Annotated in this window: 23 protein-coding genes; 16 read left to right on the top strand and 7 right to left on the bottom strand. The window is 73.4% G+C overall.

Annotated elements, in window-relative coordinates; translation table 11 throughout:
* From ADK41_RS39545 to ADK41_RS20010, 4 genes are all read left to right on the top strand, one after another.
* A partial coding sequence (locus ADK41_RS39545; RefSeq protein ID WP_209438653.1) for an alpha-glucosidase C-terminal domain-containing protein occupies nt 1–139 on the top strand: 139 nt, incomplete at its 5' end.
* A 28-nt stretch (nt 140–167) separates the two neighbouring features.
* Entirely contained in the window at nt 168–1,526 is a 1,359-nt protein-coding gene (locus tag ADK41_RS20020) for a maltokinase N-terminal cap-like domain-containing protein (RefSeq protein WP_030832221.1), read from the top strand.
* A gap of 4 nt (nt 1,527–1,530) precedes the next feature.
* Nucleotides 1,531–3,756 (top strand): 1,4-alpha-glucan branching enzyme, encoded by a 2,226-nt coding sequence (glgB, locus tag ADK41_RS20015; RefSeq protein WP_030832219.1) that lies wholly within the window; start codon nt 1,531–1,533, stop codon nt 3,754–3,756.
* 109 nt (nt 3,757–3,865) lie between these two features.
* Nucleotides 3,866–4,984 (top strand): glutamate--cysteine ligase 2, encoded by a 1,119-nt coding sequence (locus tag ADK41_RS20010; protein ID WP_030832217.1) that lies wholly within the window; start codon nt 3,866–3,868, stop codon nt 4,982–4,984.
* A 6-nt stretch (nt 4,985–4,990) separates the two neighbouring features.
* On the opposite strand, the gene ADK41_RS20005 is transcribed toward ADK41_RS20010, so the two are convergent.
* Complete coding sequence (locus ADK41_RS20005) at nt 4,991–5,224, bottom strand: DUF6480 family protein (RefSeq protein WP_030832216.1); 234 nt, start codon at nt 5,222–5,224, stop codon at nt 4,991–4,993.
* Between the two features lie 152 nt (nt 5,225–5,376).
* Here ADK41_RS20005 and ADK41_RS20000 point away from each other — a divergent pair, with 152 nt between their 5' ends.
* Together ADK41_RS20000 and ADK41_RS19995 are read left to right on the top strand one after the other, a co-directional pair.
* Nucleotides 5,377–7,281 (top strand): AMP-dependent synthetase/ligase, encoded by a 1,905-nt coding sequence (locus ADK41_RS20000; RefSeq protein WP_030832214.1) that lies wholly within the window; start codon nt 5,377–5,379, stop codon nt 7,279–7,281.
* 163 nt (nt 7,282–7,444) lie between these two features.
* A complete protein-coding gene (locus ADK41_RS19995) occupies nt 7,445–7,879 on the top strand; it encodes an ATP-binding protein (RefSeq protein ID WP_030832212.1) in 435 nt (144 codons plus the stop codon).
* 2 nt (nt 7,880–7,881) lie between these two features.
* Here the strand turns inward: ADK41_RS19995 and ADK41_RS19990 are convergent, their stop codons facing one another.
* Together ADK41_RS19990 and ADK41_RS19985 are read right to left on the bottom strand one after the other, a co-directional pair.
* A complete protein-coding gene (locus tag ADK41_RS19990; RefSeq protein WP_030832209.1) occupies nt 7,882–8,313 on the bottom strand; it encodes an ATP-binding protein in 432 nt (143 codons plus the stop codon).
* The gene (locus ADK41_RS19985) at nt 8,310–8,681 is read right to left on the bottom strand and encodes a hypothetical protein (RefSeq protein WP_030832206.1); all 372 of its coding nucleotides are present in this window, start codon (nt 8,679–8,681) and stop codon (nt 8,310–8,312) included. The genes ADK41_RS19990 and ADK41_RS19985 overlap by 4 nt, the downstream gene beginning before the upstream one ends.
* A gap of 331 nt (nt 8,682–9,012) precedes the next feature.
* Here ADK41_RS19985 and ADK41_RS19980 point away from each other — a divergent pair, with 331 nt between their 5' ends.
* The 10 genes from ADK41_RS19980 to ADK41_RS19935 all read left to right on the top strand — a co-directional run bounded on the left by ADK41_RS19980 (nt 9,013) and on the right by ADK41_RS19935 (nt 24,154).
* Nucleotides 9,013–12,756 carry a HAMP domain-containing protein gene (locus ADK41_RS19980; protein WP_053670279.1) on the top strand — a complete coding sequence of 1,248 codons (3,744 nt, stop codon included), beginning with the start codon at nt 9,013–9,015 and terminating at the stop codon, nt 12,754–12,756.
* Nucleotides 12,757–12,796: 40 nt separating this feature from the next.
* On the top strand, nt 12,797–15,211 hold the full coding sequence (locus ADK41_RS19975; protein WP_030832204.1) for a SpoIIE family protein phosphatase: 2,415 nt from the start codon (nt 12,797–12,799) through the stop codon (nt 15,209–15,211).
* A gap of 103 nt (nt 15,212–15,314) precedes the next feature.
* Entirely contained in the window at nt 15,315–15,707 is a 393-nt protein-coding gene (locus tag ADK41_RS19970; RefSeq protein WP_030832202.1) for an STAS domain-containing protein, read from the top strand.
* A gap of 127 nt (nt 15,708–15,834) precedes the next feature.
* Nucleotides 15,835–16,734 carry an STAS domain-containing protein gene (locus tag ADK41_RS19965; RefSeq protein ID WP_030832200.1) on the top strand — a complete coding sequence of 300 codons (900 nt, stop codon included), beginning with the start codon at nt 15,835–15,837 and terminating at the stop codon, nt 16,732–16,734.
* A complete protein-coding gene (locus ADK41_RS19960; RefSeq protein WP_030832198.1) occupies nt 16,731–17,150 on the top strand; it encodes an STAS domain-containing protein in 420 nt (139 codons plus the stop codon). The genes ADK41_RS19965 and ADK41_RS19960 overlap by 4 nt, the downstream gene beginning before the upstream one ends.
* On the top strand, nt 17,150–17,590 hold the full coding sequence (locus ADK41_RS19955) for an anti-sigma regulatory factor (RefSeq protein ID WP_030832196.1): 441 nt from the start codon (nt 17,150–17,152) through the stop codon (nt 17,588–17,590). Before ADK41_RS19960 ends, ADK41_RS19955 begins: the two co-directional genes overlap by 1 nt.
* Nucleotides 17,590–18,642 carry an ATP-binding SpoIIE family protein phosphatase gene (locus ADK41_RS19950; RefSeq protein WP_030832193.1) on the top strand — a complete coding sequence of 351 codons (1,053 nt, stop codon included), beginning with the start codon at nt 17,590–17,592 and terminating at the stop codon, nt 18,640–18,642. The genes ADK41_RS19955 and ADK41_RS19950 overlap by 1 nt, the downstream gene beginning before the upstream one ends.
* Nucleotides 18,639–20,348 (top strand): PP2C family protein-serine/threonine phosphatase, encoded by a 1,710-nt coding sequence (locus tag ADK41_RS19945; RefSeq protein ID WP_030832191.1) that lies wholly within the window; start codon nt 18,639–18,641, stop codon nt 20,346–20,348. The genes ADK41_RS19950 and ADK41_RS19945 overlap by 4 nt, the downstream gene beginning before the upstream one ends.
* Nucleotides 20,349–20,466: 118 nt before the next feature.
* Nucleotides 20,467–21,840 (top strand): NAD(P)/FAD-dependent oxidoreductase, encoded by a 1,374-nt coding sequence (locus ADK41_RS19940; RefSeq protein WP_030832189.1) that lies wholly within the window; start codon nt 20,467–20,469, stop codon nt 21,838–21,840.
* Between the two features lie 79 nt (nt 21,841–21,919).
* Entirely contained in the window at nt 21,920–24,154 is a 2,235-nt protein-coding gene (locus tag ADK41_RS19935) for an FUSC family protein (RefSeq protein WP_030832187.1), read from the top strand.
* 313 nt (nt 24,155–24,467) lie between these two features.
* Here ADK41_RS19935 and ADK41_RS19930 read toward each other — a convergent pair whose 3' ends face one another.
* The 4 genes from ADK41_RS19930 to ADK41_RS19915 all read right to left on the bottom strand — a co-directional run bounded on the left by ADK41_RS19930 (nt 24,468) and on the right by ADK41_RS19915 (nt 26,685).
* A complete protein-coding gene (locus ADK41_RS19930; RefSeq protein WP_030832185.1) occupies nt 24,468–24,896 on the bottom strand; it encodes a hypothetical protein in 429 nt (142 codons plus the stop codon).
* A gap of 28 nt (nt 24,897–24,924) precedes the next feature.
* Nucleotides 24,925–25,155: a DUF5133 domain-containing protein gene (locus tag ADK41_RS19925; RefSeq protein ID WP_030832182.1), complete on the bottom strand. Its 231-nt coding sequence runs from the start codon at nt 25,153–25,155 to the stop codon at nt 24,925–24,927.
* A gap of 31 nt (nt 25,156–25,186) precedes the next feature.
* Entirely contained in the window at nt 25,187–26,050 is an 864-nt protein-coding gene (locus ADK41_RS19920) for a SigB/SigF/SigG family RNA polymerase sigma factor (protein ID WP_030832179.1), read from the bottom strand.
* Between the two features lie 194 nt (nt 26,051–26,244).
* Nucleotides 26,245–26,685 carry an ATP-binding protein gene (locus ADK41_RS19915; RefSeq protein WP_030832176.1) on the bottom strand — a complete coding sequence of 147 codons (441 nt, stop codon included), beginning with the start codon at nt 26,683–26,685 and terminating at the stop codon, nt 26,245–26,247.
* Between the last annotated feature and the right edge of the window lie 49 nt (nt 26,686–26,734).

Genomic DNA, 26,734 nt, shown 5'->3' with positions numbered 1-26,734 from the left:
ACGGCACCCGGTCGAGCTGTTCGGCGGGGTGCGCTTCCCGGCCGTCGGCGACCTGCCCTACCTGCTGACCCTCGGGGGCCACGGCTTCTACTGGTTCCGGCTCACCCGAGTCGCATCCCGCATCGGCCGACGCCTGTGAGCGTGTGCCGGGGAGAGGAGGCGTCACCATGACGAAGACCGCGTTCCTGCGGCCGCGGACCGCGCCCGCCGAGCCCATGGAGTCGCTCGCCGGGCTGCTGCGCGAGTGGCTGCCGCTGCAGCGCTGGTTCGCCGGCAAGGACCGGCCCGTCACCGACCTCGGTGTGCTGTCGATGACGGAGCTGTTCCCGGGCTGTCTGCACGTACTGGTGCACGCCGGTCACGGAGGCGTGCCCGCTCCCGGCGGCGCGTCCCCGGCCGGTGACTGCTACCAGCTCCTCCTCGGTGTACGGGAACACCCCTCGCCGCGGCTCGGCAAGGCGCTCATCGGCAGGGTGCTGGACGGCCGGCTGGCCGGGCTGACGGTCTACGACGCCCTGCACGACCCGCGCGCCGCCCAGCTGTTCCTGGAACGGCTGCGCCACCCCGGCGCGGCGGGCCCGCTGCGCTTCGAGTGCGACGGGTCCCAGCAGGTGCCCGCCGGGCTGGTGCCGCGCCTGATGACCGCCGAGCAGTCCAACTCCTCGCTGGTGTACGGCGACGAGTACATCCTGAAGGTGTTCCGGCGCATCCAGCCCGGTGTCAACCCGGATCTGGAGGTGCCCGGGGCGCTGGCCCGGCAGGGCTGCCACCGGGTGCCCGCCCCGGTGGCCTGGTTCCGCACCACGCATCCGTTCAGGGCGACGCTCGGCGTGCTCCAGCCGTATCTGCGCAACGCCTCCGACGGCTGGACGCTGGCCCTGGAGGCGCTCGCCGCCGGTGACGACTTCACCGCGCAGTCGCACGCGCTGGGCCGGGCCACGGCGGACGTCCACCTGGCGCTGTCCTCGGCTTTCCCCGTCGGCGCGCCGGGCGAGAACGGGCGGACGGCGGTGGCGATGACCGAGCGGCTGACCGCCGCGGCGCACGCCGTCCCCGCGCTCCAGCCGTTCGTGCCGGGGCTGCGGGCGGCCTTCGCCGCCCTCGCCACCTGCGACGCCGGGCCGCCCGCCCAGCGCATCCACGGCGACCTGCACCTGGGTCAGGTGCTGCGGGCGGGGCGTGAGTGGTTCGTCATCGACTTCGAGGGCGAGCCGTCCCGGCCGCTCTCCGAACGGCGCAGCGCCCACTCCCCCGTGCGGGACATCGCCGGGATGCTGCGCTCCTTCGACTACGCCGCCCGCCAGCGCCGCCCCTGGCGCCCGGAGTGGGCGCGCCGCTGCCGTGAGGCCTACTGCGCGGGCTACGCCGCCCGTGCCGGCTGGGACCCGCGCAAGAAGCACGGTCTGCTCCGCGCCTACGAGACGGACCGCGCCGTGTACGAGGTGCTGTACGAGGCCCGGCACCGACCCGACTGGCTGCCCGTACCCATGGCGGCGATCGAGCGCCTCGCCGTGAGAGGAGACTGAAGCCGTGGCCCTGCGTGACACCCCGCTTCCCGAGTCGGCCGGGCCCGTCCCGTCCGCCGCCGCGCCCCCCGGCGCCGCACCCGCCCTCGACCCGACCGACCGGGGGCGCCTGCTGGCGGGCGCCCACCACGATCCGCACGCGCTGCTCGGCGCCCATCCGGTGCCCGGCGGGATCGCCTTCCGCGCCCTGCGCCCCTTCGCCCGGGAGGTGGGCGTCGTCGTCGACGGCGTGCGCACCCCGCTCGTCTCGGAGGGCGACGGCCTGTTCTCCGGCGTGCTGCCGCTGGACGCGATCCCCGCGTACACGCTGACGGTGGCCTACGGCGACGACGAGGCCGTGCCGACGCACGACCCGTACCGGTTCCTGCCCGCGCTCGGCGAGCTCGACCTGCACCTGATCGGCGAGGGCCGGCACGAGGAGCTGTGGACGGCGCTCGGCGCGCACCCGATGACCCACCAGGGCGTCACCGGCACCCGCTTCACGGTGTGGGCGCCGAACGCGCAGGGGGTGCGGGTCGCCGCCGACTTCACCCACTGGGACGGCACGGCGTTCCCGATGCGCTCACTGGGCTCGTCCGGGGTGTGGGAGCTGTTCCTGCCCGGCGTCGGCGAGGGCACCCGCTACAAGTTCGAGATCCACTCCCGCCACGGCCACCGGTTCCTCAAGGCCGACCCGATGGCGCGGCGCACGGAGGCGCCGCCGAACACGGCGTCCGTGGTGACGGCCTCGCACTACGAGTGGGGCGACGCCGACTGGTTCGCGCGGCGGGCGGCGACGCCCGTGCACGAGGCCCCGTTCTCGGTGTACGAGGTGCACCTGCCGTCCTGGCGGCCGGGGCTGGGCTACCGCGAACTCGCCGAGGAGCTGCCCGCGTACGTCAAGGACCTCGGCTTCACCCACGTCGAACTGATGCCGGTCGCCGAGCACCCCTTCGGACCGTCCTGGGGCTACCAGGTCACCGGGTTCTACGCGCCCACCGCGCGACTGGGCACACCGGACGACTTCCGGTACCTGGTCGACGCCCTGCACCGGGCCGGCATCGGCGTGATCATGGACTGGGTGCCGGCGCACTTCCCGAAGGACGACTGGGCGCTGGCCCGGTTCGACGGGGAACCGCTGTACGAGCCCGGGGACTCCCGGCGCGCGGAGCACCCCGACTGGGGGACGTACACCTTCGACTACGCCCGCACCGAGGTGCGCAACTTCCTGGTCGCGAACGCCGTGTACTGGTGCCAGGAGTTCCACATCGACGGACTGCGGGTGGACGCGGTCGCCTCCATGCTCTACCTGGACTACTCGCGCGAGGACGGCGGCTGGGAGCCGAACGCGTACGGCGGCCGGGAGGATCTGGCGGCGATGGCGTTCCTGCAGGAGATGAACGCGACCGTGTACCGGCGCTGCCCCGGGGTGGTGACCATCGCGGAGGAGTCCACGGCGTGGGGCGGGGTGACCCGGCCCACCGACACCGGCGGGCTCGGGTTCGGGCTGAAGTGGAACATGGGCTGGATGCACGACTCGCTGGAGTACGTCTCCCACGAGCCGGTGCACCGCACGTACCACCACCACGAGATGACGTTCGCGATGGTGTACGCCTACAGCGAGAACTACGTGCTGCCCATCTCGCACGACGAGGTGGTGCACGGCAAGCAGGCGCTGGTGTCGAAGATGCCGGGCGACTGGTGGCAGCGGCGCGCCAACCTGCGCGCCTACCTCGGTTTCATGTGGGCCCACCCCGGCAAGCAGCTGCTGTTCATGGGGCAGGAGTTCGCCCAGGGCGCCGAGTGGTCCGAGCAGCAGGGCCCGGAGTGGTGGCTGCTCGACGACGGGTACCACTCCGCGGGCGACCACCGCGGGGTGCGGGACCTGGTGCGCGACCTCAACGCCCGCTACCGGGCGACCCCGGCGCTGTGGCAGCGCGACACCGACCCGTCCGGCTTCCGGTGGGTGTCGGTGGACGCGGCCGACGACAACGTCTTCGCGTTCCTGCGGTACGACGGCGACGGCTCCCCGCTGCTCGCGGTGTCGAACTTCTCCCCCGTGGTCCGGCACGACTACCCGCTCGCCGTCGGCGACGACGTGGTCGCCTGGCAGGAGGTCCTCAACACCGACGCCGCGCGCTACGGCGGCGGGGACGTCACCGGCCCGGACCCGGTCAAGCCCGAGGACGGCACCATCCGGCTCACGCTGCCGCCGCTCGCGACGATGTGGCTGGCCCCGATCGCCCCGTGAGAGTCCGGCGACGCCGTCAGGTGTCCGATGCCCCGGCCGGGGCATTCGGGGTCGTACGACCGAGGGCTTCTCGGCGTCGTCGCGGCAGTTCACAGAAGGGCAGCATCAGGTGCGCACCGTCGGAGTGGAGGAGGAGCTCCTCCTGGTCGATCCGGAGAGCGGGGAACCGCGGGCGATGTCCGCGGCGGTCCTCGCCCGCGCCGCCCGGGACGGCGCGGAGCAGGACGTCTTCGAGAAGGAACTGCACGAGCAGATGCTGGAGTTCGCCACGCATCCGCAGTCCTCGATGGAAAGCCTGCACGCGGAGATCGTCCGCTGCCGCGAGGAGGCCGCCGGGCACGCGGGGAAGATCGGCTGCGCCGTCGCCGCCCTCGCCACCTCGCCGCTGCCGGTGAGCCCGGCCATCGGCGTCAACCGGCGTTACCAGTGGATGGAGGAGCAGTACGGCATCGCCACCCGGGAACAGCTCGTCATGGGCTGCCACGTCCACGTGTCCGTCGAGTCCGACGAGGAGGGCGTCGGGGTCGTGGACCGGCTGCGGCCCTGGCTGTCGGTGCTGGCGGCGCTGAGCGCGAACTCGCCGTTCTGGCAGGGCAAGGAGACGGGGTACAGCAGCTACCGCAGCCGGGTCTGGCAGCGCTGGCCGTCGGCCGGTCCGACCGAGCCGTTCGGTTCGGCCGAGCGCTACCACCGGCGGGTCGCCGACATGGTGGCCACCGGCGTCATCCTCGACGAGAAGATGGCCTACTTCGACGCCCGGCTGTCCCAGCAGTACCCGACGGTGGAGATCCGCGTCTCCGACGTCTGTCTGCACGCGGAGACGGCGGCGCTGATCGCCACCCTCGCCCGCGGACTGGTGGAGACCGCGGCCCGCGAGTGGCGGGCCGGCCGGGAGCCGGTGGACCCGGGCGTCAGCCTGCTCCGGCTGGCCGCCTGGCAGGCGGCCCGGTCGGGGCTGACGGGCGAACTGCTCCACCCGCGGACCATGCGCCGCATGCCGGCCGAGACGGTCGTCCGCAGCCTCCTCGACCACGTCGCCGAGGCCCTGGAGGCCACCGGCGACCTGGAGCGCGCCCGTGAGGGCTGCGCGCGTCTGCTGCGCGACGGCAACGGGGCGCAGGTGCAGCGCGCCCTGCTGGAACGCACGGGGAGTCTGCGGGACGTCGTCACGGAGTGCGTACGGCACACCCAGGGGACGGGGCGTACGGAGGTCGCTCCTCGCGGGTAGGGGGCGTCACAGGATGAGGATGAGGGCGTAGGCCAGGAAGAACGCCGCGATCAGCACCACGAGGACGAGGATCGCGGTCAGCGGGCCCTTGGCCCAGCCCTTGGCCGGGTTGTGCGTCTCCCGGGGGCCCGCCTCGGGCATGCTGCTCTCCGCGGGCGGGGTCTCTCCCGGGGGCACGCCGCCTCCCGGTTCGAGGCCGGTGCTGCGTTCCGGTTCGGGATCTGGATTGACGTAGCTCATGACGTCCGGGTCCCCCGAAGCGCCGAGATCATCAGTGCGGACACACTTGTCGCGATCCCGGCGCGCGGGCGCTCCGGCTCGGCTACATTCGGGCACCGCCGATGACGGTGCTCACCGGCCGAGTCACACCCCGTACATGTCAGGAGCAGCGCATGCGCGACCTCGCTCTCGCTCCCCCGTCCGCCTCGCCCCTGACCGGCGGCCTCGCCGACAGCCTCTTCGAGACGGCGGCCGGGAGCCCCGGCCTGCCGATGCTCGCCCACCGCGCCCATCCGGCCTCCGCCACCTGGGAGCGGATCACCGCCCTGGAGTTCCGCGACGAGGTGGTCGCCCTGGCCAAGGGTCTGGTGGCGTCCGGGATCTCGCCCGGCGCGCGGGTGGCGATCATGGCGCGCACCCGCTACGAGTGGACCCTCCTGGGCCACGCCCTGTGGACGGTGGGCGCGGAGATCGTCCCCGTCCACCCGACCTCCTCGCGTGAACAGGTGGAGTGGATCCTGCGGGACTCCGGCTGTGTGGCCGTGCTGGTGGAGGACGAACAGGGCGTGATGACCGTCGGGTCCGTGTGCGCCGCGCTGCCGGGGCTGCGGCACGTCTGGCAACTGGACGCGGGCGCGCTGGACCGGCTGGCGGCGCGCGGCGAGTTCATCCCGGCGGCCACGGTCGACTCGATGCGCCGCATCGTCCTGCCGGGCTCCACGGCCGTCGTCGCCTACACCTCCGGCACGTCCGGCCGCGCCATGGGCTGCGCGCTGAGCCACCGCGGCCTGGCCTTCATGAGCGACACCCTGCTGGCGGGCTGGGGCCACGTCGCGGCGCCCCCCGGCGAGCAGGCCGCCGTCCTCGCCTTCCTGCCCTTCTCCCACGTCTACGGTCTGATGATCCAGGTGCTGTGCGTGCGCGGCGGGCTGCTGATGGGACACGAACCCGACATCGGCGGGGAGTCCCTGTCCTCGGCCCTGCGCACCTTCCGGCCCACCTATCTGTACGCCGTCCCGTCGCTGCTGGAGAAGATCTACAAGAACTTCCTGCGCGCGGCACAGCTGTCGGGCCGCGGCGCCCTGTTCGAGCGGGCGGCCGGCACGGCGCGGGACTTCGCCGCCGCGTTGGAGCGGCAGCGGCTGGGCCGCGGTGCGGGGCCCGGCCTGGACCTGCGGCTCCAGCACGCCCTGTACGAGCGCACGGTCTACCGCAGGCTGCGGGCCGCACTGGGCGGCCGGGTGCTGCGGGCCACCTCGGGGGGTTCGACGCTCAACCGCGACCTGTCCCTCTTCTACGAGGGGATCGGCGTCTACGTCCACGACGGCTACGGGCTCACCGAGACCAGCGGCGGGGTGACGATGCAGCCGTTCGGGCGGGAGAAGTCCGGCACCGTCGGGCAGGCGCTGCCGGGCACCGAGATCCAGGTGGCCGACGACGGGGAGATCCTGGTGCGCGGGCCGTCGGTGTTCCAGGGGTACGTCGGTGACGAGGCCGCCACCCGGGCCGTGCTGCGCGACGGCTGGCTGGCCACGGGCGATCTGGGGCGGCTGGACGACGAGGGCTACCTCACGATCACCGGCCGCAAGAAGGACGTCATCATCACGAGCAGCGGCAAGAGCGTGGCGCCGACGGCCCTGGAGCAGCGGCTGCGGATGCACCCGCTGGTCCACCAGGCCGTCGTCGTGGGCGACGACCGGCCGTGTGTGGGCGCCCTGATCACGCTGGACCCGGAGTTCCTCAGCGGCTGGCGGGCGGCGCTGTCCCTGCCGGGCGACGCGCCGGCCCGGGAGGCCCGGGAGGAGAACGCGCTGCGGGAGGAGATCGCGCGGGCGGTCGCCGCGGCCAACAGCAGTGTGTCGCCCTCGGAGTCGATCCGGGTGTTCCGGGTGCTGCCCGAGCCGTTCGACGTCGCCAACGGGCTGCTGACGCCGTCGATGAAGCTGCGCCGGGACGCGATCGTGCGGCGCTACGCGCTGGAGATCGACGCGATGTACCAGTCGCGGACGCGTCCGGGGCGGACGCCGGCCGTGTCCGAGCCGTCCGGCTGGGACGACTCGGACAACGTCTTCCGCTGACCGCCCGGGGAGGGCGGGGCTCCGCCGCCGGCCGGTGACGGGTTTGTCACCGGCCTGGCACGGGCATGCGGGCGCGTAGGCTCCGCCCGCGCGGGAACCCACAGTTCGAGAGGGCGCAGAGACCGGAACGACTGCCCCGCGACGACGGGGCCTGGAAGGCGAGATGGCACGCGAGCCGCGTAGGGACAGGACACTGGCTGCCGAGGACATCACGAGCCGCAGCGTCAGCTTCCCGGGGAAGCTGCACGATGTGACGGACGCACGCCTGGTCGCGGAGGACTTCCTCTTCGACCTGGCCCGTGTGGCGGCGCCGTCGGCCCCGGAGCACTGGGACGACATCCTCCTGGTGGTCACGGAGTTGGCCGCCAACGCGGTGCAGTACGCGCCGGGCCCGTTCCAGCTGCGGCTGCGCAGGACGTTCGACGGGGTGCACGTGGTGATGCACGACACCAGCACCACCGAACCGGCCCCGCGGCCCTTCCACCCCCACAGCGGCGGCGGGGGCATCGGCTGGCACCTGATCCACACGCTGTGCGATCAGGTCAGCGTCGTCAGCGACGACCAGGGCAAGGACATCCACGTCTTCCTGCCCTGGTGAGGCTAGGCCGGCGCGTCGCGCAGGGGGACGAACACGCTGACGGTCTTGCCGCCGCCGGGACGCCTGCGGACGTCGATGTCCCGCGCCAGCCGGATCACCAGGGGCCATCCGTAACCGCTGCCGCGGTGCACGTCCGGCAGGGCGCCGGTTCCGCCGGCGGCCTCGGGGATGACGTCGCTGTGGTCGTGGACGTCGATCCGCACGCCCTCCCGGGTCGTCCGCACGTCGAAGCCGGCCAGTCCGGCGCCGTGCCGGATGGCGTTGGTGACCAGCTCCGACACGACGAGCGAGAGGTCGATCATGTCCTGTCGGTGCGGGGCGCGGCCCTCCGAGTCCCAGCGCGCCCGCACCGTCGCCTCGGCGTGCGCCCGCGCGCCGGCGGCGCTGCGCACCCCCGTGCCGTCGGCCGGACGCGTCTGTCGCGCGGTGCTCACCCGGTGGGACTCTCGCGCGGCGGCAGCCGGTGGTAATAATCTCCGACCGCGGTGAGGTAGGCGGGGTCCATGGTCTCGCTGTCGGTCCGGAACCGGGGCGCCTCCTTCACCTCGGCCCTGGTGCAGCCCAACGTCACCTGGCGCTCCCCGGTGTGGACGTCCGTGACGACGCCGACCGGCACCAGGAGGCTGCGGCCGAACACCCACACCCCGGTGTCGACGACGAGGTGCCGCATGCCGTGGTGGTCGGCCTGCCGGTCCACATGGCCGATGGTGCCGTCGCTCGCGACGACGGTGTAGTCCGTGAGGTCCTGCTCCTGGACCTGGTCCAGGCCTGGCGCGTACGACCAGATGCTGTCGATGGGCACTGCTCCCTGCCTCCCCGATGACGGCGGATCCCCTGGGCGTCCGCCCAGCTCCACAGCAGCAAATACCCGTCAGGAGCGCGCGCATTCGAAAGGCATGGACCAAAACCGCGCGCCGACGGCCCAGGACCCCGCGCCCCCGCGAAATCCGGTCAAGTACCCGCCCTGGGCCGGTGCATGCACGCGTCCCCGAACTTTTCCGGGCCGGCTCCCCCGGCGGTGCCGCGCTTTGTTCCGCACCCGCGATCTGGGTTAGCCTTCGGCGTATTTTCTCATCGCGCACATCCGTGAACTGCGGAAACGCGCTCTGATTCTGGCCGGAACGAGGGTGCGCATGACCAGCAAGAGCACCGAGGGGACCGAGGTGGCGCCGGGTGACCAGGAGCTGAGGCGGCTCCTGGCGGGGCTGACGGCCGTACGGGACGGGGACTTCGGCACCCGGCTGCCGGACGACGCGGACGGTCTCATGGGGGACATCGCCAAGGTCTTCAACGGGATGGTGGACCAGCTGTCGGTGTTCACCTCCGAGGTCACCCGCGTCGCCCGCGAGGTCGGCACCGAGGGGGCGCTGGGCGGCCAGGCTCAGGTGCCGGGGGTCTCGGGCACCTGGGCCGACCTGACGGACTCGGTGAACGCGATGGCGGGCAACCTCACCGCGCAGGTGCGCAACATCGCCCAGGTGACGACGGCGGTCGCCAAGGGCGACCTGTCGCAGAAGATCACCGTGGACGCCCGCGGCGAGATCCTCGAGCTCAAGAACACCATCAACACGATGGTCGACACCATCAACACGATGGTCGACCAGCTCTCCGCCTTCGCCGACGAGGTCACCCGCGTCGCCCGCGAGGTCGGCACCGAGGGCCGCCTCGGCGGCCAGGCGCAAATGCGCGGCGTCTCCGGCACCTGGAAGGACCTCACCGACAACGTCAACGTGATGGCGTCCAACCTGACCGGTCAGGTCCGCTCCATCGCCCAGGTCGCCTCCGCGGTGGGCCGGGGCGACCTGTCGCAGCGGATCAGGGTCGAGGCGGCCGGGGAGGTCGGGGCGCTGGCCGACGTCATCAACACCATGGTCGACACGCTGTCGGCCTTCGCCGACGAGGTCACCCGCGTCGCCCGCGAGGTCGGCACCGAGGGCCGCCTCGGCGGCCAGGCGCACGTGCCCCATGTCGCGGGCACCTGGAAGGACCTCACCGACAACGTCAACTCCATGGCCAACAACCTCACCGGCCAGGTGCGCAACATCGCGCTGGTGACGACCGCCGTGGCCCGGGGCGACCTGTCGAAGAAGATCGACGTCGACGCGCGCGGCGAGATCCTCGAGCTGAAGACGACCATCAACACGATGGTCGACCAGCTCTCCGCCTTCGCCCAGGAGGTCACCCGCGTCGCCCGCGAGGTCGGCACCGAGGGCCGCCTGGGCGGCCAGGCGGAGGTCGAGGGCGTCTCCGGCACCTGGAAGCGGCTCACGGAGAACGTCAACGAGCTGGCGGGCAACCTCACCCGGCAGGTCCGGGCGATCGCCGAGGTCACGAGCGCGGTGGCCGAGGGCGACCTGACCCGCTCCGTCAACGTGGAGGCCTCCGGCGAGGTCGCCGAGCTCAAGGACAACATCAACTCGATGGTGGAGTCCCTGCGCGAGACCACCCGGGCCAACCAGGAGCAGGACTGGCTCAAGACCAACCTCGCCCGGGTCTCGGGCCTGATGCAGGGCCACCGCGACCTGCCCGTGGTCGCCGAGCTGATCATGGACGAGCTGGTGCCGCTGGTGTCGGCCCAGTACGGCGCCTTCTACCTCGCGGAGGACGGCGACGACGGCCCCGAGCTGCGGCTCGTCGGCTCCTACGGCTACCCCGACGACGACGGCCGGCCCACCCGGATCGCCTTCGGCCGCACCCTGGTGGGCCAGGCCGCGCGCAGCCGCCGCACCATCACGGTGGACGAGCTGCCGCCGGACTACGTCACCATCTCCTCCGGGCTGGGGCAGGTGGTGCCGACCATGCTGGTGCTGCTGCCCATCGTGGTCGAGGGCCAGGTCCTCGGCGTGATCGAGCTGGCGTCGGTGACCCCGTTCACCCAGATCCACCAGGACTTCCTGGCCCAGCTGATGGAGACCATCGGGGTCAACGTCAACACCATCGTGGCCAACGCCCGCACCGACGAGCTGCTCGTCGAGTCGCAGCGGCTCACCGCCGAACTGCAGGAGCGCTCGGCGGAGTTGCAGACCCAGCAGGAGGAACTCCAGCACTCCAACGCCGAGCTGGAGGACAAGGCCGCGCTGCTGGCCGCGCAGAACCGGGACATCGAGGCGAAGAACCTCCAGATCGAGCAGGCCCGGCAGGAGCTGGAGGCACGCGCCCAGCAGCTGTCGCTGGCCTCGAAGTACAAGTCGGAGTTCCTGGCGAACATGAGCCACGAACTGCGCACCCCGCTCAACAGCCTGCTGATCCTGGCCCAGTTGCTCGCCCAGAACCCCTCGCGCAACCTCAGCCCGAAGCAGGTCGAGTACGCGCAGATCATCCACTCGGCCGGCTCGGACCTGCTGCAGCTGATCAACGACATCCTCGACCTGTCCAAGGTCGAGGCCGGGAAGATGGACGTCAGCCCCGAGCGGGTGGAGCTGCGCAGGCTCATCGAGTACGTCGAGGCCACCTTCCGGCCGATGACGATGCAGAAGAGCCTGGACTTCACCGTGACGACGGCGCCGGGCGCGCCGGCCGACCTGCTCACCGACGACTCACGGCTGCGGCAGGTGCTGCGCAACCTGCTGTCCAACGCGGTCAAGTTCACCGAGCGGGGCGGCGTGGAGCTGCGGATCGAGCCCGCGCCGGACGACGAGGTGCCGAGCGGTGTGCTGCGGGGCGGGCCCGTGGTGGCCTTCCGGGTGCAGGACACCGGTGTGGGCATTCCCGAGCAGCACCTGGAGGCGATCTTCGGCGCCTTCCAGCAGGCCGACGGCACGACGAGCCGCAAGTACGGCGGCACCGGACTCGGTCTGTCCATCACCCGGGAGATCGCGCACCTGCTGGGCGGCGCGGTGACGGTGAACAGCGTCGCGGGCCAGGGCAGCACGTTCACCCTGTTCCTGCCCGTGGCCCGGCCGGACTTCGAGGAGCTGCTGCGGCCCTCGCCGCTCCCGGACGGGGAGCTGGGCGAGGCCCTGCCGGAGATGCCGGCCCGGCAGCCGGCGGCGATCGAGACGGGGGCGTCGTCCGGCCGGCGTCCGCGGCGGCTGCTCGTCGTGGAGGAGCGGCCCCGGGGCCTGCTGACCCTGGTCGCGGAGAGCGTGGTCCAGGACGTCGCGCACGGCGACGGGGCCTCCCGGCCCTCGGTCGACATCCTCACCGCCGTCGGCGCCCAGGAGGCGGCCGGTGCGCTGGCCGCCGATCCGTGCCACTGCGTGGTGCTGGAGCTCGGCACGGCCCAGGAGGAGGTCACCCGGTTCCTGGAGGCGCTGCGGGGCGACTCCGCCCTGGCGAGCGTGCCGGTGCTGGTGCACAGCGGCCACCGGGTGGACGCGGCGGTGGAGGAGGAGCTGCGGTCCCGTGCCGAGGGCACCGCGCTGGAGTTCCTGTCCAGCCTCGACGAGCTGCGCGAACGCATCGCCCTGCACCTCTCCGCGGAGGAGCCCGGCGACGTGCTGTCGCTGGTGCGGCACGACGAGCCGCAGCGGCCGGCGCCGCAGACCGTGGTGGACGACTCGTTCTCCGGCCGCACCATCCTCGTCGTCGACGACGACGCGCGCAATCTCTTCGCGCTCAGCGGGATCCTGGAGCTGCACGGCTTCCGGGTGCTGCACGCGGAGAACGGCCGCAAGGGCATCGAGAGACTGGTGGACAACCCAGACGTGGCGCTCGTGCTGATGGACGTGATGATGCCCGAGCTGGACGGCTACGCCGCCACGGCCGAGATCCGCACCATGCCGCAGTACGCCGAGCTGCCCATCATCGCCGTCACCGCGAAGGCGATGCCCGGGGACCGGGAGAAGAGCCTCGCCTCGGGGGCCAGCGACTATGTCACCAAACCGGTCGACACCCAGGACCTGATCGCCTGCGTCCGTCGCTGGCTGCCGGCATGAGCCCCGCCGCGGGACCCCGCCTCCGAGGAGCGTGCGCACAGTGAGCATCAGGGAGCATCAGGGCGAGCCGCAGAGCGGCGGGTCCCGGCTCGAGCGGCCGCCGGCCGGACCCGCCGGGCTGTCCGCAAACTCACCCGTGGGCAGGCTGGCGGCCACCGTGGACCGGCTCAGCCGGGAGGTGCGGGCCGCGCAGGCCGAGGCCGAGGGCCGGGCCCTGATCGAACTCGCCAAGGGCATCCTCGTCGAACGGCTGGGATGCGGTCCCTCGCAGGCCGCCCGCCAGCTCGCCGAGCTGACCGAGCAGGCCGGGACGACCCAGCTGGAGTTCGCGGTCGAGGTCATCAACCAGGCCGCCCGGGACCGGATGTCCGAGGTGACGAACGCCTTCCTGGCCGCCACCCGGGCCGCCGAGGAGGCGGGGCGGGACCCCGCCGCCGTACGGCTGCGCGCGGCCGAGAGCGGGGCGCTGGCCGCGGACGACACCCAGGCCGTGGCCGAGTCGCTGCTCGCGCAGGCGCTGCGTCCGCTGGGGGCGGTGGCCGTGGCGATCTGGGCGGCCGGCGCCGACGGGTCGCTCACCCTGGCGGGCAGCGCCGGGTTCTCCCCCGCGGAGGCGGCGCGCTGGTACTACGTGCCGCCGGACGTGGCGACGGTCGCCCGGTGCGGCCTCGCGGAGCGCGACGGCCTGTGGATCACGTCGCTGGCCGACCGGGGTCTGCCCAGTGTCGGCCGGCACCACCACCCGGACGGCGGCCGGGCGGCCGTGCCCGCCGGCACGGGGGGCCGTGTGTACGGCGTGCTGGAGATCGTCTGGCCGGACCCGCTGCCCGAGCAGCCGCCGCAGATCGTGCGCCAGGTGGAGGCCCTGGCGGAGCTGTGCGCGCACACCCTGGAGACGTACACGGCGCCCGACGGCCCGGCCCCGCAGCCCCGGGTGCTGCCGGACGCCGCGGAGCTGATGGACCTGGCCGACGGGCTGTACGACCCGGCTCTCGTCCTCGTGCCGCACCTGGACGACCAGGGCAACCTGCTGGACTTCCGCATCCAGCACGTCAACAGCCGTTTCCTGGATCCGGCGGGCCGGCCGCGCGCCATGGTCAGCGGCTCGCTGCTCCTGGAGGCCTACCCGATGGCCGCCGGGAACAGCGAACTGTTCCAGCGGATCGAACGGGTGTACGCCACCGGGGAGCCGTTCCGCGCCCGGCGCATGAACCTGACCGCCCTCGTCGACCAGGTGCCGCTGTCGTCGGTCGCCGACATCAGTGTCAGCCGGCACGGCTCCGGCATCCTGTTCATCTGGCGGATCGAGGACGAGACGGCCCGCCTGGCGAGCCTGCTCCAGCACGCCCAGCGGCTCGGCCGGATCGGCGGTTTCGAGGAGAACCTGCTGACCGGGGAGATCACCTGGAACGGACAGCTCTTCGACCTGTACGGGCGTCCCGAGTCCAGCCCGCCGGTGCCGCTGCAGGAGCTGCCGGCGCACGCCCACCCGGACGACGCCGTCACCATCGGCCGCTTCCTGCGCACGCTGCTGCACCACCGGCGCCCGGCGTCGGCCGCCTTCCGGCTGCAACGGCCGGACGGGGTGACCCGGCACATCCGGGTCGTCGCCGAGCCGGTCCTGGACACCGACGGCCGGCTGCTCACCACCCGCGGCGCCTACCAGGACATCTCCGCCCAGCACTGGACGGAGGTGGCGCTGGCGGCCACCCGCGACCAGCTGGCGCACACCGAGCAGCACGCCAGCGAGCGCGACCGGCTGGCGCTGCAGTTGCAGCGCGCCATCATGCCGCCCACCCAGGCGCCGCTGCAGGTGCCCGACCTCGACGTGGCCGTCCGCTACCGGCCCGCGGAGGCCGAGCAGCTGGTGGGCGGCGACTGGTACGACGCCGTGGTGCTGCCGTCCCGGCTGGTGCTGCTGTGCGTGGGCGACGTCGCCGGCCACGGCATAGAGGCGGCGACCAGCATGGTCGTCCTGCGCAACGCGCTGCGCGGCCTCGCGGTCACCGGGGCGGGCCCCGGACAGCTGCTGTCCTGGCTGAACATCGTGACGCACCATCTGACGGGCGGCGTCACCGCCACCGCGGTGTGCGGCCTGTACGACCCGGAGTCCCGCACGCTGCGGTGGGCCCGGGCGGGCCATCTGCCGCCGGTGCTGGTGCGCGGCTCCGAGGCCGCCCCGCTGCCGCTGGTACGGGGACTGCTGCTCGGCGCCGTACCGGAGGCGGTGTACGAGGAGTCGGAGGTGCAGCTGGCCGCCGAGGACAACCTGCTGATGTACACGGACGGTCTGATCGAGCGCCGGGACCGCAGCGTGGAGGAGTCCCTGACCCATCTGCTCACCGCCGCCGCCTCCGCCCCGGACACGCTCGACCAGCGGCTGGACCGGCTGCTCACGTACAGCAGGTCGGACACGGACGACGACACCTGCATCGTGGGCCTCCGGGTCGGCTGAGGAGGGTGCCTCGGCCGAGTGGGCGGGCCGAGGCATGACCGGGCGATTCGGGGGTACGCGCGGCTGCGCGACGAATGGCTTGATCACTCTGCTGGAGGTACTCGTGCCCATTGCCCAGGACCCGTTGTCCGTCGAGGTGACCCTGCCGCGGGAGGACGTGGCGCTGCTCACGGTGGAGGGGTACTTGGACGTCGACACGGCGACCGAGTTCCAGCACCACCTGGCGAACCAGCTCCATCACGGCCGTCGGCACTTCCTGCTCGACCTGACGGCCGTCCCCTTCATGGACTCGTCCGGCATGAACATCATCCTGCGGGTCTATCAGGAGGCCCGCGAGCTGCCGGGGAGCGTGCACATCATCTCCCCCGCCCCCGCGGTGCGCCGCATCCTGGATCTGACGGGCGTGAGCATCACCGTGCCCGTCTCGGAGAGCGTCGACGAGGCGCTGGAGCGCGTGGACGCGCTGCCGGAGACCCCGGCCGAACCGGAGGCCTGAGCACGGTCCGCAGGGTCCGGCGCGGACGGCGCCGGAGCCTGGTTAGAGTGGCCATCCGGCCAAGGTCGCCTCGCGGTCCCGGCGTTGGGGCGCGGTGCGACGCGACGACGACGAGGAGAAGAAGCAGGTGCCGGAGCACGAAGCGGGCGGATCACTCGCAACACCGGCGCACGAGGTCAGGGACTTCCTGCGGCGCCGGCGCGAGCAGATCGCCCAGCGGTGGGCGGACGAGCCCCTGTTCCGTACGGTGTTCACCGCCTCGCGCGACGAGGCGGTGGAGGCGGGGAAGGCGGTCGTCGACGCGCTGGCCCGGGTCGCCGACGCGCAGCAGGTCGAGGACCCGGACGCCGCGGGCTTCTCGGCGGTGCGTGAGCAGCTGGCCCGGATGGGGGCGGCCCGCTCCCGCGCGGGACTGTCCAACACGCAGGTGTCGAGCGAGCTGGCGGCGCTGTGGCCGCCGGCGGAGAACCTCCTGGTCGCCGAGTCGGACCAGGCCTCGCCGGAGGAACTGCGGGCGTGGTCGACCACGCTCAGCGTGCTCCTGGGCACGCTGCGTCTGGTGGCCATGCAGACGGCGCTGAGCGAGACGCAGTCCCTCATCGACCGGCAGCGGCTGCAGCTGCTGGAGGTGGCGACGCCGGTGATCAAGCTCTGGGACGGCATCGTGGCGGTTCCGCTGATCGGGACGCTGGACAGCGCCCGTAGCCAGGTGGTGATGGAGACCCTGCTGAACGCGGTCGTCGACCAGCACGCCCGGTTCGCGATCCTCGACATCACCGGTGTGCCGACGGTCGACTCCCTGGTGGCGCAGCACCTGATGAAGACGGTCGCCGCGGCCCGGCTGATGGGCGCGGAGTGCGTGGTGTCCGGCATCCGTCCGGCCATCGCGCAGACCATGGTCCACCTGGGTCTGGACCTCGGCACGGTGAAGACGCGGGCGAGCCTCGCCGACGCGCTCGGACACTGTCTGCACGAGCTGGGGACGAACATCGTGAACGCGGCGCCCGACGGCGCGGGCCGACGGTGAGCGAGGGGCTCTCCCGCCCGGCAGCGGGACATGTGCCGGTCCTCGGGCTCGGTGACGTTCTGCTGGTCACCCTCCAGGGGGACCTGTACGACAGCACGGCGCACCGGCTGCAGCAGGACCTCGCCGAAGCGATCGCCCGCAGCCGGGTCACGGGCGTGGTCATCGACATCTCCGGTGTGGAGATCGTCGACTCCTTCCTCGGGCGGGTGCTGGCCGAGATCGCGGCACAGGCCGAACTGCTGGCCGCGCGCACCGTGGTGGCCGGCATGCGGCCCGCGGTCGCCGTCACCCTGGTGGAACTGGGGCTGACGCTGCCGGGGCTGCGGACCGCGCTCACCACCGAGGCGGCGATGGAACTCCTCGCGCGGCCCGTCGTGCCGCCGCGTTCCGGCGGCGGGCGCGAGGGGGGTCCGTGATGCACACCGCCGCGGGCGTCGAGGCCCGTCTGCCCATCCGGTCGGACATGGACCTGGTGTGGGTGCGTCAGCATGTGCGGCAGGCGGCCGCCCAGCTCGGCTTCGGCCTGGTGGACCAGACGAAACTGGTGACCGCCGCCAGCGAGCTGGCCCGCAACACCCTGGTGCACGGCGGGGGCGGTCTGATGGAGGCGACGCACGTCAGGGCCGGCGGGGCCGAGGGGCTGCGGCTGTCCTTCAGCGACTCGGGCCCCGGCATCCCCGACCTCGAGCGGGCGCTCAGCGACGGCTACACCTCCGGCGGCGGGCTGGGGATGGGGCTGGGCGGCTCCCGGCGCCTGGTGCACGACTTCGAGGTGGAGAGCACCCCGGGGTCGGGGACCACGGTGCGGGTGACGTCGTGGGCGACCCGGCCGCCGCGTCAGCGTGGGGCCGTCTGATGCCCCGCGTCCGGTACGTGCCGGTGCAGGACCCGACCCGGGTGCGCGACGTCCGGGTCGCGGCGGAGGAGGCCGCGGCGGAGGCCGGGCTCGACGAGCGGCGCACCGCCGACGCGGCTCTGGTGGCGACCGAGCTCGCCACCAATCTCCTCAAACACGCACAGGCGGGAGAGATGATCGTCGACGTAGTGGACCCACCGGTGCCGGACGAGGGCCGGCCGGGACGGGTCGTGCAGATCACCGCGCTCGACCACGGGCCGGGCATCGCCGATGTGGACGGTGCGCTGCGGGACGGGTTCTCCACCACCCGCTCGCTCGGCGCGGGCCTCGGCACCTGTCGTCGTCTGGCCGACGACTTCGGCCTGCACAGCGCGCTCGGCCGGGGCACCGTGGCGGTGGCGCGCCTCGGCTCCGCCGTCGGCGAGGGCTCCGCCGGAGCCCCCGGTGCGCGCGCCGGCGGCGTGAACGTGCCGTTCGCCGGGGCGGACTTCTCGGGGGACGCCTGGGCCTGGGTCGGGTCCGGTGACCGGCTGACCCTGATGCTGGCCGACGGGCTGGGCCACGGGAGCGAGGCGGCACGCGCCTCGACCGCGGCCGTCGAGGAGCTGCGCCGCTGGGCCCCGCTCCCGCCCGCCGAGTGTCTGTCCAAGCTCCACACGGCGCTGGCCGGCACCCGGGGCGCGGCCGTCGCCGTGGCACAGCTCGACACCTGGGCCGGCCGGCTGCGCTTCGCGGGGATCGGCAATGTGACGGCCCGGCTGCGGGAGGGCGACCGCTGGCGGTCCCTGCTGTCCCGGCCCGGCATCGTCGGGGTGCACCGGCCGCTGACCGTGCGTGAGGACGAAGTCGACTGGACCCCGGAGAGTCTGTTGATCCTGCACACCGACGGTCTGCCCAGCCGCTGGACCCCGGCCCCGGACACGGGGCCGCCGACGGCCGACCCGGCCGTGACGGCCGCCGTCGCCGTCCGTGACGCCGGCAGTCTTGCGCGCCCGGTGCGGGACGACACCGCCGTGGCCGTGCTGGCCCCCGCACCGCCGGAGCGCCCATGACGCGCACCTGGCGGATCCGGACCGTCACGGACGCGGCCCGCGCCCGTATCGCCGTGGCGCGGCTGGCCGCGGCGCACGGGGTGACCACCGTCGAACGCGCCCGGCTGACCGCGGAGCTCAGCGGCCGGCTGCGGCAGTGCCTCACCAAGGGCGGTGTCTGGGTGCTCACCCTGGACGGCCCGTCCGCCGGGGACGGAACGCTGCACGCCGCGGTGGTGCCGGCGCCGGACGCGGGCGCCGCCGGACGCACCCCGTGGACCATGGCCGTACCGTGCCCCGAGCCGGGCCGGGTGTCCGACGTCGGCACGGTGACGGAGGACCCGGCCGTCCTGTCCGAGGCGCTGCTGGGCGCCGACGAGGACACGGCCGCGGTACTGGACAAGCTCGCCGAGCAGGAGGAACTGGTCGCCTTCCACCGGGAGGAACTGCACCAGACCAACCAGGGCGTCCTGGCGCTGCACGCCGAACTGGACGCGGCGGGACGCGCGCAGCGGGAGGCGTTCGCCGCCGAGCGCCGGGCCCGCAACGAGGCGGAGAACGCGCGCCGCAGGCTGATGTTCCTGGCGGACGCGAGCGCCGTGCTGAACGCCTCGCTCAACCACGACGAGATCGTGCGCCGGCTGCCGGAACTGCTGGTGCCGCGGTACGCCCGCCACGTCGACGTATGGCTGTTCGACCAGGAGGACGACCGGCATCCGCCCACGTCCCATCCACGGGCGGCGACCCGCGCCGCCCGCACCGGACGCCCGCAGTACGCCGCCGCCCACCCCGGCGGCCTGCCCGGGGTGGACGACCAGCCCGCGTCGGCCCTGGACCCCGACCGGCCGCTGCTGTGCATCCCGCTGCTGACGCACCGGGAGCCGCTGGGCGTGCTGACGCTGTCGCCACCCGGTGAGCGCTGGGACCCGGACGACGCCGTGATGCTGCTCGAACTCGCCCGGCGGGCCGGCACGGCCATCGACAACGCCCGCCGCTTCGAGCACAACCGCGACATCGCCGAGACGCTGCAGCGCGCCCTGCTCACCGAGCTGCCGACGACGCCGGGCCTGAGCCTGGCCGCGCGCTATCTGCCGGCCACGCACGGGCTGAACATCGGCGGCGACTGGTACGACGCCTTCCGGCAGCGCGACGGCGGTCTGATCACCGTGATCGGGGACGTGACCGGGCACGGGCTGCACGCGGCGGTGATGATGAGCCAGCTGCGCACCGCGCTGCGCGCCTACGCCGTCGACGGCGACAGCCCCGGCCGGCTGCTGACCCGGCTGCACGAGTACCTGCGCCACCTCCAGCCCGATCTGTTCGCCACCGCGGTCATCGCCCGGTTCCATCCGGACGGGCACACGCTGACGTGGGCCGCCGCCGGTCATCCGCCGCCGGTGCTGCGGCTGCCCGACGGGCGGGTGCGCACCCTGGACGCCAAGCCCGGCGCGATGCTCGGCATCCCACTGCGGCAGGACATCGCCGACCACACCGAGCGGCTGGCGCCCGGTTCGACGCTCGCGCTCTACACGGACGGGCTGGTGGAGCGGCGCGCCCAGGGCATCGACCCGGGCATCGAACGGCTCGCGACGGCCCTGGGTTCGTTCGGTTCCGCGGAGCTGGACGCGGATCTGGAGGGCTCGGCGGACCGGCTCCTGCCTCCGCTGCTGAGCGATTCCGAGCGCGACGACGACGTCTGCCTGCTGCTCTGCCACCTGCGCGGCTGAACCGGCCCCGGCTCTCCTCCCGGTGCGTTCGCGCGAAGGTGCGGGCATCGTGGTGCTGAACAGGGGCACGCGTCAGTTGTCGATGTTCGAGGCAGACCGCCTGGAGCCGCAGGAAGGGATGGACACCGTGACACGACCCAGGATCCTGGTGGTGGGCGCAGGTTTCGCCGGCGTGGAGTGCGTGCGCCGGCTGGAGCGCAGGCTCGCCCCGAACGAGGCCGACCTCACGCTGGTGACGCCGTTCTCCTATCAGCTCTATCTGCCGCTGCTCCCCCAGGTGGCCTCCGGTGTGCTGACCCCGCAGTCGGTCGCGCTCTCCCTGCGCCGCAGCGAGAAGTACCGCACCCGGATCATCCCGGGCGGGGCCATCGGCGTGGACCTGAAGTCCAAGGTCTGCGTCGTCCGCAGCGTCAACGGCGAGATCGTCAACGAGCCGTACGACTACATCGTGCTGGCCCCCGGCAGCGTCACCCGCACCTTCGACATCCCGGGGCTGACGGACCACGCCTTCGGACTCAAGTCGCTCGCCGAGGCCGCCTACCTCCGCGACCACGTCATCTCCCAGCTCGACCTGGCCGACGCGAGCCACGATCCGGCCGAGCGGGCCTCGCGGCTGCAGTTCGTGGTCGTCGGCGGCGGTTACGCGGGCACCGAGACCGCGGCCTGCCTCCAGCGGCTGACGCACGCCGCCGTCAAGCGCTACCCGCGGCTGGACCCGGGCCTGATCAAGTGGCATCTCATCGACATCGCGCCGAAGCTGATGCCCGAACTGGGCGAGAAGCTCGGGCGCAGCGCGCAGGAGATCCTGACCCGGCGCGGCATCGAGATCTCGCTGGGCGTCTCCATCGCGAAGGCGGGCGCCGAGGAGGTCACCTTCACCGACGGCCGGACGGTGCCCACCCGCACCCTGATCTGGACCGCCGGTGTCGTCGCCAGCCCGCTCATCGCCACGCTCGACGCGGAGACCGTCCGGGGGCGGCTCGCGGTCAACGCGGACATGTGCCTGCCGGGCCACGACGGGGTGTTCGCGCTCGGCGACTCGGCCGCGGTGCCCGACGTGGCCAAGGGCGACGACGCCGTGTGCCCGCCGACCGCGCAGCACGCCCTGCGGCAGGGCAGGCACGTCGCCGAGAACGTCATCGCGGCGCTGCGGGGACAGCCGACGCGGCCGTACGTCCACAAGGACCTCGGGCTGGTGGTGGACCTCGGCGGCACCGACGCGGTCTCCAAGCCGTTCGGTCTCGAACTGCACGGCCTGCCCGCCCAGGCGGTGGCCCGCGGCTACCACTGGTCGGCGCTGCGCACCGGTGTCGCCAAGACGCGGGTCATGACCAACTGGCTGCTGAACGCGGTCGCCGGGGACGACTTCGTGCGCACCGGGTTCCAGGCGCACAGGCCGGGCAGCCTGCGGGACTTCGAGTACCTGGACGCCTACCTGACGCCGGAGCAGGTGCGGCAGCACGTCACGGAGGCGGGCCGGGCGGCGCGGTGATCCAAGGGGCGGGAGACGGTTCGCGCCCGGGGTCGCCGGGATCCGGGTGTGCGTGCGCGACGGGAGAGAGTGCGGCGGAGTGAAGGCGGCGGGACGCTCGGTGCGGACACGACTGCGGGACCGTCTGGCGGCGTCCGACCCCGGTCTGCTGCGGCTGACGGCCGGGCTGCGGACGGTGGGGGCGGTCGCGCTGACGCTGGCCGTGCTCGCCTCGGCGGGGTCGGACATCACCCATCTGGTGGCGGGCGCGATGGCGGCGATGGTCGCCACCTTCTCCATCCGGGAGCGGCGGCGCGACGCCCAGGCGGTCACGCTGGCCGTCGGCCTGCCGGTCGCGCTGGTGTCCGTGTCGCTGGGCGCGGTGCTCAGCGCCCGGGTCGTCGTCGGGGACGTCTTCTTCGTCGTCCTCATCTTCTGCGCGGTCTACGGCCGCCGGTTCGGCGACCGCGGGACCGCGCTCGGGCTGATCGGCTTCCAGGTCTACTTCCTGTCCCTGTTCGTCGGCGCCTCCGCCTCCGGGCTGCCGGAGCTGTGGGCCGCCCTGACCGTCGCGTTCGCGTGCAGCGCGCTGGTGCGGTTCGCCGTCGTCCCCGTGACGCCCACGGGGACGCTCGCGCGGCTGCGCCAGGCCTTCCGGGCCCGGCTGGGCCGGCTGGTCTCCGCGTACCTGGCGCTGCTGGACGCCGGGCCGGACGAGGTGGACAAGGCGCTGGAGGACGTGCGGGAGGGCAACGCCCGGCTGCACGAGACGGCCCTGATGATCCAGAGCCGGCTGGAGGAGGGCACGCCCGACGAGTCGTCGGCGCGGCTGGTGCAGCGCCGGATCGCGGACGCGGAGATCGCCGCCGAGCGGCTCGGTCTGCTCCTGCTGTCGGCGCGCAGCGCCGAGCGGGCGGACACCCTCACCCTGCACCTGCCGGGCGCGCCCGCCCCGGAGGTGGGCCGACTGCCCGGCCCGGACGAGTCCACGGCCGTACTGCGGCGGGACCTGCTCGCGCTGCGGGCCCTGGTGGTGCGCGCCGGGCCCGGCGGAACGGGCGTGGCCCAGCTGCGCAACCGGCTGCTCGGCTACCGGGACGAGGAGAACCTGCCGGCCGCCACCCCGGCCGTGCGGGACGTGTTCCGGGCCGTCGGCGAGACCGCCCGCGCCGTCATGGGGCTGCGCGTCGCCCTGGAGGGTCCGCAGGACGAGTCGGACGACAGCCCGGCGACGGCCCGCTCGCGGGAGGAACTGGACGCCGAGGACGCCGCCATCGACGCCGGTGAGGAGGAGGAGCCGGCCGAGCGGCGGAAAGGGCTGCAACGGCCCACCACGCGGGCCGCCGCGCAGGTCGCCGTGGGCTCGACGCTGGCCATCGCCGGCGGCGAGCTGCTGTCCACGGACCGCTGGTACTGGGCGGTGCTCACCTGCTGGATCGTGTTCATCAACACGGCCTCGACCGGCGAGATCCTGGTCAAGGGCTACCGGCGGCTGCTGGGCACGGTGTTCGGCGTCGTCGCCGGCATCGTGCTGGCCGGCCTGGTGGGCCCCCACACCTGGACGGCCTTCGCCCTGGTGCTGGTGCTGATCTTCACGATGTTCTACACGGCGCCGCTGTCCTACACGCTGATGTCGTTCTTCGTGACGGCGATGCTGGGGCTGCTCTACACCCTGCTGCACACCTACAGCTGGGAGGTGCTGGTGCTGCGGGTGGAGGAGACGGCGCTGGGCGCGGCCTGCGGGGTGGTCGCGGCGGCGCTGGTCCTGCCGGTGCGCACCGACCGGCGCACCGACGAGCTGCTGGTCACCGTGCTGGAGCGGCTCGCGGAGGTGACCGAGGCCGCCGTCGGTCAGCTCAGCGGCGGGCCCGCGGGCGACCTGCTGGACAAGGCGCGGCGGTTGGACCAGGCGCTGGGCGACCTGCGCTCCGCCACCCAGCCGCTGACGCATCCGGTCACCCCGCTGCGGGCCCGGCGCACCAACGCGCGCTATGTGGTGGCGCTCCTCGAGACGTGCGCGTACCACGCGCGTTCGCTGGCCGCCACGGCGGAGTTGCTGCCGACCCACCCGTCGATCGCGGCGGACCCCCGGCTGCGCGGGGCGGCGGGGCGCACGGTGCGCAACATCGTGACGATCGCGGACCGTGTCGCCGACGAGGACGTCACCGCGCCGGTCGGGACCGGGCCCAGCATCGCGTCCCTCCTGGGCGGCGACGGCACCACCCGCTACGGCCGCGTCACCGACCGGGTGCTGCGCCACCTGGAGCGCCTGGACGAGGCCGTGGTGGGCCTCGCCCGCCCCCTGGGCGTCCCGGTGACGGCCCCCGACCGCTGAGCCGCGGTCCCCCGGTACGCCCGGACACCTCCCTCCGGCGGCCGGGCGGTCACCCACGCCGGCCCCACGCGTGCGCCCTCGCCCGGCGTCCGGACGCCGTCACCGGCGCCTTCACGAACCGACCGGCGGGCCGTCGGCCCGCGCCCCCGCGCCCCCGGCCCGACCAGAACCGCACGTCCGGGTCCGCCCGACCGGCGAACCGCCGACCCCGGCCTGCTCCGGACCGCCCGCACGTACACCGGTCGGGCCTCGCCCATGCGTACGGCCCCGGTCGGTGCCGGGGCCGTACGCGCGGGCGGGACGCGGGCGGGGTTCAGAAGTCGGTCGGGAGGCCGCTGGCCTCAGCGATGCCCCGCAGCTCCTCGTTCTGGCGGTGGCGGTCCCTGATGTAGCCGGCGATCTCGTCCAGGCGGGAGGGGTCGGCGGCGGTCGCCGCGTCGGTGACCACCCGGACCGGTCCGGTGTCGTCGACCTCCAGCTCGACCACCTCGTTGTCCAGGCGGCCGGTGACGGCGGTGGCGATGACGAGGGCGGCCTCGTCGCGGACCTCCTGGGGCAGTTCCTCGTCCCCGCCGTCCAGCGCGAGGTCCATGCCGGACAGCCGGTGTTCCTCGATCGCCTGGAGGACCGGCTCCACCACATGGAGCAGAAGCCGGTAGTCCTCGGTGTCCATCCGGACCCGCAGGAGGTCGAGATAGACGTCCACGGCCCTGCCTTCCGGGGGAATCTCGGATTCGCTCATCCGCTTCGGGTTCCCCGCACGCCGCGGGTCATACGGAGGCCGGGGTGGCGGCCTCGCGCGCGTCCTGTCCGGCCGTGGCCAGCCAGCCGCGCGCGGTGGTGAGCGCGTGGCGTATGTCGCGGGTGCCGGTCGACACGCACAGGGTGTAGGCCAGGTCGCCGATCCGCGGGTTCGGGCCGGCCGGTCCGCTTCCGGCCGCCGTCAGGGTCTCGTACTCCTCGACGAGCCGGCGCAGCACGGTGGGGTGGGGCTTCAGCATGTGTCTCGCTTCCTGGTGGGGCGGGCGCCGCTCACGCCGTCGCCGAGTGTCCGCCGGCGCCGCGGCGGCCGGCGCGCTGTCCCATCACGTCGGCGCGCACCCGGGCGCAGCTGCGGCTGATGAGACGGGAGACGTGCATCTGGGAGATGCCCAGCCGGTCGGCGATGCGGCTCTGGGTCATGTCCTCGAAGAAACGCATGTAGAGGATGGCGCGCTCGCGCTCCGGCAGCTTGCGCAGGCCCTCCTTGGCGGACTCGCGGTCGACGACGACGTCGTAGGAGGCGTCCGCGGCGCCGAGGGTGTCGGCGAGGCTGTAGCCGTCGTCGTCGGACGACAGTTCCGCGTCCAGGGAGAGGGTGCTGAAGCTCTCCAGGGCCTCCATCCCGGCGCCGACCTCCTCCTCGGTCAGCCCGGTGTGGGCGGCGATGTCCGTCACGGACGGCTCGGGGCTGCCGGGGTTCTGGGTGAGCTCACGCCGGGCCACCCGCACCTTGTTGCGCAGTTCCTGCACCCGGCGGGGCACGCGCAGGGCCCACATCCGGTCGCGGAAGTGCCGCTTGACCTCGCCGGTGATGGTGGGGACGGCGTAGCTCTCGAAGGCCCCACGGCTCGGGTCGAAGCGGTCGATGGCCTTCACCAGGCCCAGGGCGGCCACCTGGCGCAGGTCCTCGACGGACTCGCCGCGGTCGCGGAAGCGGCCGGCGATGCGGTGGGCCATGGGCAGCCACGCGGTGACGAGTTCGTCACGGACGGCGTCCCGCTCGGGGCCGTCCTCCAGGGAGGCCAGCCGGGTGAAGAGGGCGGTGGTGTCGGGGGCGTCGTCGTGCCGCCTGCGGGGTGCGGCGGTCGTCGTGTCGGAGGGGCCGGGACGATGGGCGGTCGTGTCAATGAGCATGCGGTTCGCTCCCGAACGGTGGTTTCAGGGATCTACCGCGGGAGGGCCGCCGCCGGGACGCCCGGAGGGTCCACAGCAGTCGTGCCACTCCCGCTGGCGCGCCTCCGGTCCGAAGCACGAACCTCCGATTGCCCCCTCACCGGTGGAACAAACTCCGCTTCTTCGCACGATGTGCCGGGGCCCGTCGCGGCCGGTCAGGGCAGGGGCACCACGGCGGTGATGCACTTGCCGCCGGCGGGCAGGTCGGACACCCGGACGTCGCGGGAGAGCCGGCACACGATGGGCCAGCCGTGACCGCCCGGACGGCGGCGTCCCTGCCGGTCGGCCGGCGGCACGACGACGGGGAGCTCGTCGCTGCGGTCGCTCACCGACAGACGCACTCCGGGACCGCTCACGTCGACCTGGAAGTCGGTGATCCCGCCGCCGTGCAGCATGGCGTTGGTGGTGAGTTCGGAGGCGACCAGCAGGGCGTCCTCCAGGGCTTCGGCGTCGCAGGGGGTATGAGTGACCCGGCAGCGTTCGGACACCGCTCGCACGACGGCCTCGCGGACCTCGGCCGGACGGCACGGGCAGGGGGATGCGGCCCGGCGCACGCCGGGCGCTTCGAGGGGTTCGGTCGTGTGCTCCTCATACATCGCGCGACTCCTGATCGGTGACGGAATGGGCGGATAGCGCCTCGGACCT

It is taken from the genome of Streptomyces caelestis (assembly GCF_001279005.1).
Lineage (GTDB): Bacteria > Actinomycetota > Actinomycetes > Streptomycetales > Streptomycetaceae > Streptomyces > Streptomyces heliomycini.
This window is presented reverse-complemented; position numbering and strand designations above follow the sequence as displayed.

Excerpts from the sequence above, each read along its gene's own strand:
- ADK41_RS19945 (WP_030832191.1), top strand. The coding sequence starts at position 18,639 with ATGACGCGCACCTGGCGGATCCGGACCGTCACGGACGCGGCCCGCGCC.
- ADK41_RS19915 (WP_030832176.1), bottom strand. The coding sequence starts at position 26,685 with ATGTATGAGGAGCACACGACCGAACCCCTCGAAGCGCCCGGCGTGCGC.
- ADK41_RS19940 (WP_030832189.1), top strand. The coding sequence starts at position 20,467 with ATGGACACCGTGACACGACCCAGGATCCTGGTGGTGGGCGCAGGTTTC.
- ADK41_RS19950 (WP_030832193.1), top strand. The coding sequence starts at position 17,590 with ATGCCCCGCGTCCGGTACGTGCCGGTGCAGGACCCGACCCGGGTGCGC.
- ADK41_RS20005 (WP_030832216.1), bottom strand. The coding sequence starts at position 5,224 with ATGAGCTACGTCAATCCAGATCCCGAACCGGAACGCAGCACCGGCCTC.
- ADK41_RS19995 (WP_030832212.1), top strand. The coding sequence starts at position 7,445 with ATGGCACGCGAGCCGCGTAGGGACAGGACACTGGCTGCCGAGGACATC.
- ADK41_RS19980 (WP_053670279.1), top strand. The coding sequence starts at position 9,013 with ATGACCAGCAAGAGCACCGAGGGGACCGAGGTGGCGCCGGGTGACCAG.
- ADK41_RS19925 (WP_030832182.1), bottom strand. The coding sequence starts at position 25,155 with ATGCTGAAGCCCCACCCCACCGTGCTGCGCCGGCTCGTCGAGGAGTAC.
- ADK41_RS20020 (WP_030832221.1), top strand. The coding sequence starts at position 168 with ATGACGAAGACCGCGTTCCTGCGGCCGCGGACCGCGCCCGCCGAGCCC.
- ADK41_RS20000 (WP_030832214.1), top strand. The coding sequence starts at position 5,377 with ATGCGCGACCTCGCTCTCGCTCCCCCGTCCGCCTCGCCCCTGACCGGC.
- ADK41_RS19955 (WP_030832196.1), top strand. The coding sequence starts at position 17,150 with ATGCACACCGCCGCGGGCGTCGAGGCCCGTCTGCCCATCCGGTCGGAC.
- ADK41_RS19930 (WP_030832185.1), bottom strand. The coding sequence starts at position 24,896 with ATGAGCGAATCCGAGATTCCCCCGGAAGGCAGGGCCGTGGACGTCTAT.
- ADK41_RS19920 (WP_030832179.1), bottom strand. The coding sequence starts at position 26,050 with ATGCTCATTGACACGACCGCCCATCGTCCCGGCCCCTCCGACACGACG.